Origin of the sequence: Poseidonocella sp. HB161398 (assembly GCF_005870025.1) — a bacterium.
Taxonomy (GTDB): domain Bacteria; phylum Pseudomonadota; class Alphaproteobacteria; order Rhodobacterales; family Rhodobacteraceae; genus Mangrovicoccus.
On sequence record NZ_VATA01000002.1, the window covers coordinates 276,196 to 289,108 of the forward strand.

At 70.1% G+C, this 12,913-nt stretch carries 12 protein-coding genes and 3 tRNA genes; 8 read left to right on the top strand and 7 right to left on the bottom strand.

Features of this window, described 5'->3' with window-relative positions:
• The first annotated feature begins 177 nt into the window (after positions 1-177).
• The 8 genes from FGX59_RS02800 to FGX59_RS02835 all read left to right on the top strand — a co-directional run bounded on the left by FGX59_RS02800 (position 178) and on the right by FGX59_RS02835 (position 6,707).
• A complete protein-coding gene (locus tag FGX59_RS02800) occupies positions 178-1,383 on the top strand; it encodes a flagellin (RefSeq protein WP_138464986.1) in 1,206 nt (401 codons plus the stop codon).
• 116 nt (positions 1,384-1,499) lie between these two features.
• Positions 1,500-1,823: a hypothetical protein gene (locus FGX59_RS02805; protein WP_138464987.1), complete on the top strand. Its 324-nt coding sequence runs from the start codon at positions 1,500-1,502 to the stop codon at positions 1,821-1,823.
• Between the two features lie 373 nt (positions 1,824-2,196).
• A complete protein-coding gene (locus tag FGX59_RS02810; RefSeq protein WP_138464988.1) occupies positions 2,197-3,483 on the top strand; it encodes a homoserine dehydrogenase in 1,287 nt (428 codons plus the stop codon).
• A gap of 54 nt (positions 3,484-3,537) precedes the next feature.
• Entirely contained in the window at positions 3,538-4,509 is a 972-nt protein-coding gene (gene glpX / locus FGX59_RS02815; protein WP_138464989.1) for a class II fructose-bisphosphatase, read from the top strand.
• Between the two features lie 104 nt (positions 4,510-4,613).
• Positions 4,614-6,356 (top strand): single-stranded-DNA-specific exonuclease RecJ, encoded by a 1,743-nt coding sequence (recJ, locus tag FGX59_RS02820; protein ID WP_138464990.1) that lies wholly within the window; start codon positions 4,614-4,616, stop codon positions 6,354-6,356.
• A 75-nt stretch (positions 6,357-6,431) separates the two neighbouring features.
• Positions 6,432-6,506: transfer RNA gene (locus FGX59_RS02825), tRNA-Glu, on the top strand.
• A 25-nt stretch (positions 6,507-6,531) separates the two neighbouring features.
• Positions 6,532-6,606 (top strand) — tRNA-Glu (locus FGX59_RS02830).
• Between the two features lie 26 nt (positions 6,607-6,632).
• Positions 6,633-6,707, top strand: a tRNA-Glu gene (locus tag FGX59_RS02835).
• A gap of 122 nt (positions 6,708-6,829) precedes the next feature.
• On the opposite strand, the gene tolB is transcribed toward FGX59_RS02835, so the two are convergent.
• The 7 genes from tolB to FGX59_RS02870 form a co-directional block, all read right to left on the bottom strand.
• Positions 6,830-8,155, bottom strand: a complete 1,326-nt coding sequence (gene tolB / locus FGX59_RS02840; protein WP_138464991.1) for a Tol-Pal system beta propeller repeat protein TolB — start codon at positions 8,153-8,155, stop codon at positions 6,830-6,832.
• Positions 8,152-9,321 carry a hypothetical protein gene (locus FGX59_RS02845; protein ID WP_240722215.1) on the bottom strand — a complete coding sequence of 390 codons (1,170 nt, stop codon included), beginning with the start codon at positions 9,319-9,321 and terminating at the stop codon, positions 8,152-8,154. The genes tolB and FGX59_RS02845 overlap by 4 nt, the downstream gene beginning before the upstream one ends.
• 5 nt (positions 9,322-9,326) lie before the next feature.
• Positions 9,327-9,800, bottom strand: coding sequence for a protein TolR (tolR, locus tag FGX59_RS02850; protein WP_240722216.1), 474 nt, complete (start codon positions 9,798-9,800; stop codon positions 9,327-9,329).
• Positions 9,797-10,468 (bottom strand): protein TolQ, encoded by a 672-nt coding sequence (gene tolQ, locus FGX59_RS02855; protein ID WP_138464992.1) that lies wholly within the window; start codon positions 10,466-10,468, stop codon positions 9,797-9,799. The genes tolR and tolQ overlap by 4 nt, the downstream gene beginning before the upstream one ends.
• Before the next feature lie 567 nt (positions 10,469-11,035).
• On the bottom strand, positions 11,036-11,422 hold the full coding sequence (locus tag FGX59_RS02860; protein WP_138464993.1) for a YbgC/FadM family acyl-CoA thioesterase: 387 nt from the start codon (positions 11,420-11,422) through the stop codon (positions 11,036-11,038).
• Between the two features lie 4 nt (positions 11,423-11,426).
• Positions 11,427-12,050 carry a hypothetical protein gene (locus FGX59_RS02865; RefSeq protein WP_138465055.1) on the bottom strand — a complete coding sequence of 208 codons (624 nt, stop codon included), beginning with the start codon at positions 12,048-12,050 and terminating at the stop codon, positions 11,427-11,429.
• Between the two features lie 24 nt (positions 12,051-12,074).
• Positions 12,075-12,839 (bottom strand): DUF4336 domain-containing protein, encoded by a 765-nt coding sequence (locus tag FGX59_RS02870; protein ID WP_206078278.1) that lies wholly within the window; start codon positions 12,837-12,839, stop codon positions 12,075-12,077.
• Positions 12,840-12,913 lie beyond the last annotated feature (74 nt).

Below are 12,913 nucleotides of genomic sequence, written 5' to 3' on the forward strand. Positions count from 1 at the left end.
CGCAGGGCGGCATTATCCGTTCCTTAGCCATTTCTCCGTTAGCTGCAGCTGCGTTCCGAAAGAACGGCACGGCCGTGGAAGCCAGGTCGTAAGATCAGAATGACTGCGCACAAGGTTCGAAAGGGCCTCGAATGAAAGTCGGCGCCGAACTGCGCCAAAGAAGGGAATTGTGGGCAGATGTCCAGTATTTTGACCAATACCAGCGCCATGGTCGCGCTGCAAACGCTGAAGACCATCAACATGGGCCTCGAAAAGGTCCAGAGCGAAATCTCCACCGGCAAGCGGATCGCCACCGCCAAGGACAATTCGGCCATCTGGGCCATTTCCAAGGTGATGGAATCCGACGTGAACGGGTTCAAGGCGATCTCCGACAGCCTGTCGCTGGGGGAATCCACCGTCGCCGTCGCCCAGACCGCGGCGGAGACCATCCAGGAGCTCCTGGGCGAGATCAAGGCGAAGATCGTCGCCGCCCAGGGCGACAACGTCGACCGCACCAAGCTCGACAACGACGTCACCGCGCTCAAGCAGCAGATCACCTCGGTGGTCAGCGCCGCGCAGTTCAACGGGCTGAACCTCGTGGACGGCACGACCACCAATGTCCTGTCCTCGATCGACCGCGACTCGACCGGCGCCGTGACCGCGAATTACATCACTGTCGCCGGACAGAACCTGGGATCCGGGGGCTATACCGCGAAATCGGTCTTCTCGGGCGGCACGGCCACCGTGGTCTCGGCCGCCGGCGACACCTTCGTCATGTCGCTCGACAATGGCGCCGGCACGGATGCGGTGGTGATCGGCAACCCGACCTACACCGCGGGCGAGAGCATCTCGATCAGCATCGCGGGCTACACCGCCAGCTACACCGTCACCGCCAATGACATCGCCGCGGGCAACACCCCCGAGGACATCGTCGCCACCAACCTCAAGGCGCAGATCGAGTCCTTCAATGTCAGCGGCCTCAGCGTCGCCTATGACAGCGCGGTGCCCGGACAGCTGACCTTCACCAATTCGGGCTCCGTCGACCTGACCGTCACCGGCCAGTTCGGCGACGAGGGCTCGGGCGGGCTGGCAGCGCTCTCGACGATCGACGCGACCAATACCGGGACGCTGGCGGCGCAGCTGATCACGATGGAATCGCTGATCTCCACGGCGATCGACGCGGCGGCGGCCTTCGGTTCGGTCGGCAACCAGATCGACACCCAGGCGGTCTTCGTCTCGAAGCTCACCGACTCGATGCGCGCCGGGATCGGCTCGCTGGTCGATGCGGACATGGAGGAGGCCTCGGCCAGGCTGCAGGCACTGCAGGTGCAGCAGCAGCTGGGCATCCAGGCGCTCTCGATCGCCAACCAGGCGCCGCAGAACGTTCTGTCGCTCTTCCGCTGAGCGGGCTTCCGCTTCCGGGCGCGCCGATCCCCGGCGCGCCCTTTTCCGTGCCGGAGCCGCTGGCTCCCGCCCGTGCGATCGGCTAGTCAGGGAGCGTGCCCGCCGGAGATCCACGCTTGCCCCTGCCTGCCCGCTTCCTGGTCCTTCCCCTGCTGCTCGGCCTCGCCGCCTGCGTGCCCCCGGAATACCGCAAGGCCGAGGATCGCAGCGCCCATGCCGGCGAGACCCCCGACATCCTGCCGCTGCGGGAACTCTATGCCGAGGTTCCGGAGGATGCCGACGCCATTGCCGAGACCGCGGCCGCGCTCGACAGCCGCAACGCGGCCCTGTCCCAGCGCAGGGGCCCTCTGGCCGCAGCAAGCGCTTCGGACCGGACGGAACTGGAGAATCGCGCAGAGGCACTCCGCCTGCGCGCCGAAGACCTGCGAAGCCGCGAGTAGCCGCCCGCGACACAGGACGGCATCGGCCCCTATGGCCACCGCCTCCTGTTTGACCCGAGGATGCCGGCATCTCCCCTGCGCCGGACGCTGTCCTCGCCCCTGCCTGCCGAACCGGAAGCTGCCTTTCCCCAAGAGGGCGGGATCCCCTGCGAGCAGCCAGCCCCGCCATCCCTCCGCCTCCGCATCCAAGCAGCAGACGATTGCCCGGCTACCGGAGCCACGCCGCCACTGGCCGCAGCAGTACCGTCCCATCGGCGCCGCCGGGGCCATGACACCGGGACTCTGAAACGGCCGCCCTGCCCTGCCCCCGTTGCGCAGTCCCGGGGAAGCCGCTATTGGGGCGCCGGCCGAGAGACTAAGCAAGGAGACCGCCATGTCCGACAAGCTGCGCCTAGGAATTGCCGGACTTGGCACCGTCGGACGGGGCGTCGTCAGGATCGTCCAGGAGAAAGCCGGGCTCATCGCCGCCCGCGCCGGGCGTCCGGTCGAGATCACCGCGGTCTGCGCGCGCGACCCCAACCGGGACCGCGGCATCGACCTTTCCGCCTATGCCTGGGAAACCGATCCGGTCGCGCTGGCCACCCGCCCGGATGTGGATGTCTTCGTCGAGCTGATGGGCGGCGCCGAGGGCGCGCCGCTCGACGCGACCCGCGCCGCGCTTGCCGCGGGCAAGGATGTCGTCACCGCCAACAAGGCGATGGTCGCGCTCCACGGCCAGGAGCTTGCCGAAGCCGCCGACGGCGCCGGCCGCGTCCTGCGCTACGAGGCCGGGGTCGCGGGCGCCATCCCGGCGGTCAAGGCGCTGACCGAGGCGCTGGCCGGGAACGGCATCGAGCGCGTGATGGGCGTCATGAACGGCACCTGCAACTACATCCTGACGCGGATGCAGTCGGCCGGGCTCAGCTATGACGAGGTCTTCGCCGAGGCGGCGAAGCTGGGCTATCTGGAAGCCGATCCGACGCTTGACGTCGGCGGCATCGATGCCGGGCACAAGCTGGCGATCCTCGCCGCCATCGCCTTCGGCACGCGGGTGAATTTCGACGGCGTCCATCTCGAGGGGATCGAGCGGATCACCATCGAGGACATCAACCGCGCCGCCGACATGGGCTACCGGGTGAAGCTGCTCGGCGTGGCGCAGATGACCGGCCGCGGGCTGGAGCAGCGCATGACCCCCTGCCTCGTCCCGGCGAATTCGCCGCTCGGCCAGCTCGAGAACGCCACCAACATGGTCGTGATCGAGGGCGACGCCTCGGGGCGGATCGTGCTGCAGGGCGCGGGCGCGGGCGAAGGCCCGACCGCCTCGGCCGTTCTGTCGGACATCATGGACATCGCCCGCGGGCTGCGCCTGCCGACTTTCGGCCAGCCGGCCGCGGGGCTGGTCGAGCTGCCGCCCGCCATGTCGGCGACGCCGGCGCCCTACTACCTGCGCTTCATCCTCGACGACAAGCCGGGCGCGCTGGCGAAGATCGCGACGATCCTGGGCAATAACGGCATCTCCATCGACCGGATGCGTCAGTATGGCCACGCGGAAGCCAAGGCGCCTGTCCTTATTGTCACGCACAGGACGACTCGGGCGGATCTCGACGCGGCCCTGTCGCAGATGCCCGGCACGGGCGTCCTGGCGGGCGAGCCGGTGGCGATCCGGATCGAACGTCTCTGAACGGCGCGGCCCGCAAGGGCCCGCCAGGAAAGCTAAAAAGTAAGGAGTGCGTAGATGGCCACCCCAGTTGATTTCAATGACCGCATGCTGTCTCTCGGCCTCGCACGCGTTTCCGAGGCCGCCGCGCTGGCCTCTGCCAAGCTGATCGGCCGCGGCGACGAGAAGGCCGCGGATCAGGTGGCGGTGAATGCCATGCGCACCCAGCTGAACATGCTGGACATCAACGGCGTCGTCGTCATCGGCGAGGGCGAGCGCGACGAGGCGCCGATGCTGTATATCGGCGAGGAAGTCGGCACCGGCAACGGCCCGGCCGTGGATATCGCGCTCGACCCGCTCGAGGGCACCACGCTGACCGCCAAGGACATGCCGAACGCGCTGACCGTGATCGCCATGGGTCCGCGCGGCTCGATGCTGCATGCCCCCGACGTCTACATGGAGAAGCTCGCCATCGGGCCGGGCTACGACAAGGACGTCATCAGCCTCGACATGACCCCGGTCGAGCGCATCAAGGCCCTGGCCAAGGCCAAGGGCGTCGACACGCCGGAAATCGCCTGCTGCGTGCTGGAGCGTCCGCGCCATGACGACCTGATCGACCAGCTCCGCTCCACCGGCGCCTCGATCCGGCTGATCACCGACGGCGACGTCGCCGGCGTCATCCACTGCGCCGAGACCTACAAGACCGGCATCGACATCTACATGGGCTCGGGCGGCGCGCCGGAAGGCGTTCTGGCGGCCTCGGCGCTGAAATGCATGGGCGGCCAGTTCTGGGGCAAGCTGCTGTTCCGCAACGACGACGAGCGCGGCCGCGCCACCAAGGCGGGCGTTGCCGATTTCGACAAGATCTACTCGCGCGACGAGCTGGTGACCGAGGACGTGATCTTCGCCGCCACCGGCGTGACCGACGGGTCGCTGGTCTCGGGCATCAAGCGCGAGCCGGGCTTCTTCACCACCGAGACGATCCTGATGCGGTCGAAGACCGGCTCGGTGCGGCGGATGTTCTACCGCAACCCGGTCCAGTTCTCCTGATCCCCGGCACAATCTGACGAGAGCCCCGGCGCCCCTGGCGGCCGGGGCTTTTCCTTTCCGGCTGCGGGGAGTATCCCGGCCCCTCGCAGCGAAGGACGGATGACATGACGGGCACGGCATTTCTGGGGGTCACGGCCTCTGCCACGGGGCGGCGCTGGATCGGGCCGGATGCAGAGCGGATGCGCGCGGCCGAAGCGCTGGTCCAGATGACCGGACGTCCCGAGGCGGTCTGCCAGATCCTCGCCCGGCGCGGCGTCCCCGCCGCCGAGGCCGAGGGGTTCCTCTCGCCCCGCCTGCGCGACCTGCTGCCCGATCCAAGGGTGCTCAAGGACATGGAGAAGGCCGCCGCCCGGCTGGTCGAGGCCGCGGTGAAGGGCGAGCGCGTCGCGGTCTTCGCCGATTACGACGTCGATGGCGGCACCTCGGCGGCGCTGATGATCCGCTGGCTGCGCCATTTCGGCATTGCCGCGACGCTCTACGTGCCCGACCGGATCGACGAGGGCTACGGGCCGAACGCCCCCGCCATGGCGGAGCTTTCGGCGGGTCATGACGTGATCTTCTGCGTCGATTGCGGCACGCTTTCCCACGAGGCGCTGGAGGCGGCGACGGTCGATGTCGTCGTGCTCGACCACCATCTGGGCGGCGAGACCCTGCCCCGCGCGCTCGCGGTGGTGAACCCCAACCGCCTGGATGAGAGCGGCGACCTGGCGCATCTGTGCGCCGCGGGCGTCGTGTTCCTGACGCTGGTCGAGGCCAACCGGCAGCTGCGCGAGCAGGACCGCACGGGGCCGAACCTGATGGAGTTCCTCGATCTCGTGGCGCTCGGCACGGTGGCCGATGTCGCGCCGCTGATCGGGGTGAACCGCGCCTTCGTGATGCAGGGGCTGACGGTGATGGCGCGGCGCGGCACGCCGGGCATCGTCGCGCTCTCAGACAGCGCACGGCTCGACGGCGCGCCGACCTCCTACCATCTGGGCTTCGTGCTGGGGCCCAGGGTCAATGCCGGCGGCCGGGTCGGCCGCGCCGATCTTGGCGCGCGGCTGCTGGCCACGGACGACCCGCAGGAGGCCGCGGGGCTGGCTGCCCGGCTCGAGGACCTGAACCGCGAGCGCCGCGAGATCGAGGCCAAGGTGCGCGCCCAGGCCATGGCCCAGGCGGAAGAGCGCGGCTTCGACGCGCCGCTCGTCTGGGCGGCGGGCCAGGGCTGGCATCCGGGCGTCGTCGGCATCGTGGCGAGCCGGATGAAGGAGGCGACCAACCGCCCCTCCATCGTCATCGGGCTCGAGGACGGCATCGGCAAGGGCTCGGGCCGCTCGGTCTCGGGGATCGACCTCGGCTCCGCTGTGCAGCGCGCGGCGATCGACGGATTGCTGGTCAAGGGCGGCGGCCACAAGATGGCGGCCGGCCTGACGGTCGAGGAAGGCAAGCTGGAAGAGGCCATGGCAGCCATCAGCGAGGCGCTGGAGCGCCAGGGCGCGGCAGAGCTCGGGCCGAGGGACATGACGCTCGACGGCGTGCTGATGCCCGCGGGGGCCACCGTGGACCTCGTCGGCGCGATCGAAGCGGCGGGCCCCTTCGGCGCCGGCGCCCCCGCCCCGCGCTTCGCCTTCCCCTCCATGCGCATCCAGAGCGCGCGCCAGGTCGGCGAAGGCCATCTGCGCGTCACCGCAACCGACGGATCGAACCGCATCGAGGGCATCGCCTTCGGCGCCTTCGACACCGATCTGGGCCGTTTCGTCTGCGAAAGGCAGGGCATGACCGCCCATCTGGCGGGCCGTCTGGACCTCAATACCTGGAACGGCCGCACCACCGTCCAGCTCCGCCTGGAAGACGCCGCGGCAGGCTGAAAAAACGCAAGATATCCACAGGTTTCCTGTTGCCATGTCGCGGCGCTTTTTCTAAATAGCCCCTCACGCAAGCGCGGTCCGTTCGTCTATCGGTTAGGACGCCAGGTTTTCAACCTGGAAAGAGGGGTTCGATTCCCCTACGGACTGCCACTTGCGGGCGCTGCCATCAGGCTGCGGTCCGTTCGTCTATCGGTTAGGACGCCAGGTTTTCAACCTGGAAAGAGGGGTTCGATTCCCCTACGGACTGCCATCTGAGGGCGCTGCCAGCCAGGCTGCGGTCCGTTCGTCTATCGGTTAGGACGCCAGGTTTTCAACCTGGAAAGAGGGGTTCGATTCCCCTACGGACTGCCATTTGGCACCCCTCTCCCCGATCGCCGTTGCGGACAAAGTAATCCACAGGATTGTCCACCTTCCGCGCCCCGCCACCTGCGGTTGTCGCGCCGCCCTGCCGGAGCAGGACGGCGCCGGTCCCGTCACTTCATCAGCGCCGACCAGGCGGGGTCCGAGGCGCTGCCCTGGGTCGGCACGCGCTGCAGGTTCCGCCCGGTGATATCGACCGAGTAGATCTGCGCCGCCCCGCCCGAACCGGGCGTCTCGCGGGTGAACATCAGCACGCGGCCATTCGGCGACCAGGTCGGCGCCTCGTCGAGGAAAGCCGCCGTCAGCAGCCGCTCTTCCGAGCCGTCGGGCCGCATCACGCCGATATGGAACCGGCCCTGGTTCTGCTTGGTGAAGGCGATGTAGTCGCCCTTGGGAGACCAGACCGGAGTGCCGTACTTGCCCGCGCCAAAGCTGATCCGCTTGGGCTCGCCGCCGCCTGCGGGCATGACATAGAGCTGCGGCGCGCCGGAGCGGTCGCTCTCGAACACGATCTGCTTGCCGTCCGGCGAGAAGCTGGGCGCCGTCTCGATCGAGGCGGCATCGGTCAGCCGGGTGCGCTGCCTGGTGTTCAGATCGAGCTTGTAGAGATCGGTATTGCCGCCCTGCTCGAAGGAGAAGAGGATCGACCGCCCGTCATGCGAATAGCGCGGCGCGAAGCTCATCGCCCCGGCCTGGTTCTCGATCGCCGTGACGCTGAGCGAGTTGAGGTTCATCTCGTAAATCTGCGGAAAGCCCGAAGAATACGAGGTGTAGAGCACCCGGTTGTTGTCCGGCGAGACCCGCGGCGCCAGCACCAGGTCGCGCCCGTCAGTGAGGAATTTCACATTGGCGCCGTCCTGGTCCATCACCGCCAGCCGCTTGACGCGCGCGTCCTTCGGCCCGGTCTCCGACACGAAGGCGACGCGGCTGTCGAAATAGGGCCCCTCGCCGGTGATCCGCGAATAGACCGCGTCCGCCACCTTGTGGGCGATCCGCCGCCAGCCATCCGGGCTGCCCTGGAACTGCAGCCCGTCGCCGAGCTGCTGCTCGGAGAAGATGTCGAACAGGCGGAACTTCACCACGATCCGGTCGCCCTCGTAGTCGAGCGCGCCGGTGACCAGCGCCTGGGCGTTGATCGCCTTCCAGTCGGCATAGGCGACCGGGCTGTCGAAATTGGTGACCGGCGAGATGAAGGCGTCGCGGCTGATCGTGCGGAACAGCCCCGTTCCCTCCAGGTCGTTGCGCACCACCCCCAGGATCTTCTGGACCATCTCCTGGCCCTGAATGCTGGAGGTGACGAAGTCCGACAGCGCGATCGGCACCGGCTCGATCACCCCGTCGGTGATCTCGATCCGGAGCGGGCCGCGGACCGCGTCCTGGGCGAAGGCGGGCGCTGCCAGGCACAGCGCCGCGAGGCAGGCAGTCGTGAGGCGTCTCATCGGAGGCGCATCCTTTCGGGGTTGAAGACCAGTTCGATCTGACGCCACTGGTCGTATTTGTCCACAGGCAACGGATAGCCCGAGCGCTGGCATTGCAGGATTGCCCGCCGCGCGACCTCGAATGCCTGTTCGGCGGCCTCCCGGCTGCCTCCGGAATAGTCGCTCATCCGCAGCGAGGCGGCCACGGGCTTGCCGTCCGGCATCATCTCCATCGCCACGGTCACCGTCACCCGCAGCGCCTCGGTCGAGAGGGCGCCGGTGTTCCAGCACTGCGACACGGCCACCATGAAGGCGTCGCGCTCCGCGCCGGTGACGGGCGGGCCCGAGCGGGCGGGCGCGGCCGGTTCCGGCGTGGTCTGGGCGCCTGCCAGGGCCTCGGCGATCGCGTCGGCAATCGGATCCGCCGCCTGCGGCGCGGGTTCCGGCTCCGGTTCGGGAACGGGCTCCGGCTCGGGTTCCGGCACGGGCGCGGGTTCCGGTTCGGGCGCAGGCTCGGGCTCGGGCTCGGGGGCCGGTGCAGGTGCCGGGGGCTCCGGCTGCGGCTCGGCCTCCTTGACCGGCGCGGGCGGCGGCGCCCGGCGCTCGGGGCGCGGCGCCGGGCGCGGCGAGGTCGGGGCCACCGGCGTCGGCGTGTCCTCGGTCTCCACCGCCTCGGTCACCATCTGCGGCGAGGATTCCTCGGGCGCCTGCGGCTGCTCCTCGGGCACGGGCTCGGGCGGCTGCGGCGAGGGCGTGGCCAGCTCCGGCGGCGCCAGGACCGGCCCCGCGGGCAGCGGGCTTTCCGGCTGCGGCTCGGGCGAGACGCGCTTGACCGGCGGCGGCGGAGTGGCGGGCAGATCGGGGATCTCGCCGGGCTCGGGCGCGGCATCCTCCGGGCCGATCTCGGCATTGACCGGCGGCGCGGGCGGCTGCGGCGCGGCGGGCGCGGGCTCCGGGCGCGGCTTCGGCGCCTCGGCGGGAACGGGCTTCGGCGCGGGCGCCGCGGCGGGCGCCTCCGACGGCAGGTCCGAGGGGCTGACCAGCGACACCTGCACCGCGGCCGGCGCTTCGGTCCGGCGCGAGAAATGCGGCAGGCCGAAGATCGCCAGCAGGATCATCAGCGCATGGATGATCAGCGACAGGTTCAGCGGGCGGCGCAGGACGGAAAGGCGCGGGACAAGGCGCACGGGCGCTACTCCGCCCCCAGGGTCGGCCCGCCATCCTCGGTCACCAGACCGATCCGGTTGAAGCCGGCCGCGTTCAGCGCGCCCATCACCTGCATCACCTGGCCGTAGGAAATCCCCTGGTCGGCGCGCAGGAAGAGCTGCCGGTCGGTGCGTTCCTCGGCAATCGCGCTCAGCCGCGGGATCAGCTGGTCGAGGGCGATCTCGCTATTCTGGATCGTCACGCTGCCTTCGGAGGTCAGCGTGATGGTCAGCGGCTCCTCCTCGGGCATCGGCAGCGGTTCGGCCGCGGTCTCGGGCAGCTCGACCGGCACGCCGACCGTCAGGAGCGGCGCGGCCACCATGAACACGATCAGGAGCACCAGCATCACGTCCACGAAGGGGGTGACGTTGATCTCCGACATCGGCATCGCGCGGGAATGGGACCGGCGGCGCCGGCTGCCCCGTCCGCCGCTGCCGCCGGAGCTGCGCATCGGGGTCATCCGCCGGCGACCTCCCGGCTCAGGAGCGTCGAGAACTCGTCGGCAAAGGCTTCCCAGCCGGCGATGATCCGCGCGCTGTCGGTGGAGAGCTTGTTGTAGAAGATCACCGCCGGGATGGCCGCGAGCAGCCCCATGCCGGTCGCCAGCAGCGCCTCGGCGATCCCCGGCGCGACGATGGCGAGGCTGGTATTGCCCTCGGCGGCGATATTCTGGAAGCTCTCCTTGATCCCCCAGACCGTGCCGAAGAGGCCGATGAAGGGCGCGGTGGAGCCCACGGTCGCCAGGAAGGCCAGCCCGCGGGTCAGCCCGTCGGTCTCGCGGCCGATGGCGACATCCATCGAGCGGTCGATGCGCGAGGCCACGCCCGGCGCGATCCGCCCGTCCTTGCGGATCGAGCGCTGCCACTCGGCGAAGCCCGCGACGAAGATCCGCTCCGGCGCGCTCGAGGGGCGCTCCGAGACCCGGTCATAGAGCTCGTCCAGCGGGTCGCCGGACCAGAACCGGTCCTCGAAGGAAGAGAGCCGCCGCCGCGCCAGGCGGAAGGCGGCGATTTTCTGGAAGAACACCGTCCAGCCCCAGACCGAGGCGGCCAGGAGGAGAGCCATGACGACCTGCACGGTCGGCGAGGCGCGCCAGAAGAGCGCCAGTAGCGAAAAGTCGTGATCCATTGATCTGCCTGTGTCACGCGGCGGCTTCGGCCGCTCGGAATTTGGACGGGACTCTAGTTCAAATCAGCAGAAAGGGAAATGACATCGCTGTCAGCCCCGCTTGCGCCGGCTGCAGATCTCGGCGGGAAAGCGCCACCGGCCCCGCCGCGCCCCGCCCCGGCCCTGCAGACGGGCCGGACCGCGACCGCCACGGCCTCCGGGCGCAACAGCAACCGGGTCCGGCCATGCCTCGCCGCCAAGGCGGACACGTCATCCCGCAGCACACAGCCCTCTGCCGCAGCCAGCCCCGCCCCCGCCAGCAAACAGGCCGGACTGCAACCGGCTCGGGCCTCCGGGCACAACGGCAGCTGGGTCCGGCCAGGTTCTCCGAGACAGGCTGCCACCCGCACCACTTCGACGAATGGACAGGCCCGGACGGCCACGGACCGGCATTGGCTGGAACGCCGGACGCCGCGCCAGCCTCCACCCCATCCCCGACGGGGCACAGCGCCCCGCTTCGGCAAACGGACTGGCCGGACCGCGACCGGCCGGGCCTCAGGGTGCAAGGGCAGCCGGGTCCGGCCCGGCTCAGCCGCCGAGCTGGGCGCCGAGCTCCGCGGGCAGGCGCTGCGGGCGGCCGTCGGCGCCCATGCAGGCCAGCTCCGCCTCGGCACGGAACAGGCAGGTCGCGTCGCGCCAGACCGCCTGGCCGAGCACCAGCCGCGTGCCGGTGATCCGCGCCACCTCGGTCTCCACCCTGAGCAGCTCGCCGAAGCGGGCCGGCCGCAGGAATTCCGCCGCGATCCGGCGGATCACGAAAACCGTCCCCGCCTCGCGCAGCGCCAGCTGGTCGATCCCGAGCTCGCGCACGAAGGCGCTGCGGCCGCGCTCGATGAATTTCAGGTAGTTGGCGTGATAGACGATCCCGCCCATGTCGGTGTCCTCGTAGAACACCTCGGTGTCGAAGACATGCATCCGCTCAGCCCGCCGCCGCGCGGGCGAAGAGCCGCAGCGCATGGGACGGATCCGCGGCCGCCGCCGGCAGGACCGGGTCATAGGCCGCGCGCAGGATCAGCGCGATCTCCGGACGCAGCACCGGCCGCCCGTCCGGCAGCAGCGCCAGCGGGCTCGCTTCGCAGAAGGCCGTGTCCGACCACAGAAGCGCCGCCATCGCCGCCTGCCCCAGCGCCAGCGTTTCGGCCGGCTGGGCCGACATCGCCGCATCCATCCGCAGGAAGACGAAGCAGGCCCGGATCGCGCCCGCCCCGTCGAAGCGGAAGATGCGGTACTGGTTGGCCCCCTCGGCCTCGAGCCGCGCCACCAGATCCGCCAGCCCCGGCACCAGCCGGTCGAGATCGGGCACCGAGAGCAGCTCCGCCCAGTCGCGGAAAAAGAACGCCATCAAGTTGGCGCCGAGCTCGGGATCGGTCTCGGCCATCTCGATCCCCGCCAGCTGCGCCACCGCCTCGATCGCGCCCTTGATCGTCGAGAGAGCGGCATCCTCGACGCCGAACACCACCGGGGCGATCGGCCGCCCCCAGCGCGCGCAGAGGAAGCTGCCGTCGGAACGGGTGAATAGGCGGGTCACGTCATCGGGCGTCATCGCGGTCATGGCCGGGCTTCTGCGTCAGCGCGGCGCCGGATGCAAGGGGCGCGCCCCGGTCCAGGCCAGCGCCCGGGCCAGCCGCGCGGGCGCGTCCTCCTCGATGATGCGCCCGTGCGAGATCACGATCCGCTCCACCGGCCAGGCCAGCATCGCCTCGGCCACCGGCCGCGCCTGGCGCCGCTTCGGCAGGAAGGTCAGCCGCACGTCGCGCGGGGTGCTGCCATGGGGATGGACCACGCCCCCGGCCCGCATCAGGAGCCGCAGCAGCGGGCTGCGGACCCGCTCCGGCTCGAAATTCTCGATCAGGTCGGTCAGCACCGCCGTGGCCGAGGGGTGGTGGAACAGCACCGCCTCGGTCATGAAGCTGCCGGGGACAAGCGCCAGCTCCACCTCCCCCGCCCAGGCCCCGGGCGCCGCGCCGAGGATGCGGCCGATCCGGAAGCCGCCTTTCTCCTGCGCGGTTTCCACGCCCGGCGCGGCAAGCGTCTCCGCCTGCGGAAAGGCCGCCTGCCAGGCCGCCAGATGCACCCAGTGGAGCCGGTTCGGCGCGACAATCCAGGCCGGATCGCCAAGCGCCGCCACCTCGGCCAGAAGCCCGGGCGCAGGCTCCACCGGAGAATGCAGGATCAGGCGGCGGCCGAGCCGGATCACCGTCATCCGCGTGGTGAAGGGCAGCGAGCCCGGCCCGTAGCGCATCGCGACCTCGGGCCCGTCGGCGATCCACAGCTCGGGCCCGAGCGGCTTCAGCGTTCCCAGCGGATCGTAGGGGATCAGGCGGTCCGGCATCTCGGGCAAGCTCCTCTTTGCCAGGCAGTTACCAAGCCGGCACGCAGCCGCCCGCCGGCAGGGCCGCTTTTACC

What these genes read in the sequence shown, in the direction of transcription:
- FGX59_RS02800 (WP_138464986.1), top strand. Translation starts at nt 178, where the DNA reads ATGTCCAGTATTTTGACCAATACCAGCGCCATGGTCGCGCTGCAAACG.
- FGX59_RS02810 (WP_138464988.1), top strand. Translation starts at nt 2,197, where the DNA reads ATGTCCGACAAGCTGCGCCTAGGAATTGCCGGACTTGGCACCGTCGGA.
- glpX (WP_138464989.1), top strand. Translation starts at nt 3,538, where the DNA reads ATGGCCACCCCAGTTGATTTCAATGACCGCATGCTGTCTCTCGGCCTC.
- recJ (WP_138464990.1), top strand. Translation starts at nt 4,614, where the DNA reads ATGACGGGCACGGCATTTCTGGGGGTCACGGCCTCTGCCACGGGGCGG.
- tolB (WP_138464991.1), bottom strand. Translation starts at nt 8,155, where the DNA reads ATGAGACGCCTCACGACTGCCTGCCTCGCGGCGCTGTGCCTGGCAGCG.
- tolR (WP_240722216.1), bottom strand. Translation starts at nt 9,800, where the DNA reads ATGACCCCGATGCGCAGCTCCGGCGGCAGCGGCGGACGGGGCAGCCGG.
- tolQ (WP_138464992.1), bottom strand. Translation starts at nt 10,468, where the DNA reads ATGGATCACGACTTTTCGCTACTGGCGCTCTTCTGGCGCGCCTCGCCG.
- FGX59_RS02860 (WP_138464993.1), bottom strand. Translation starts at nt 11,422, where the DNA reads ATGCATGTCTTCGACACCGAGGTGTTCTACGAGGACACCGACATGGGC.
- FGX59_RS02865 (WP_138465055.1), bottom strand. Translation starts at nt 12,050, where the DNA reads ATGACGCCCGATGACGTGACCCGCCTATTCACCCGTTCCGACGGCAGC.
- FGX59_RS02870 (WP_206078278.1), bottom strand. Translation starts at nt 12,839, where the DNA reads ATGCCGGACCGCCTGATCCCCTACGATCCGCTGGGAACGCTGAAGCCG.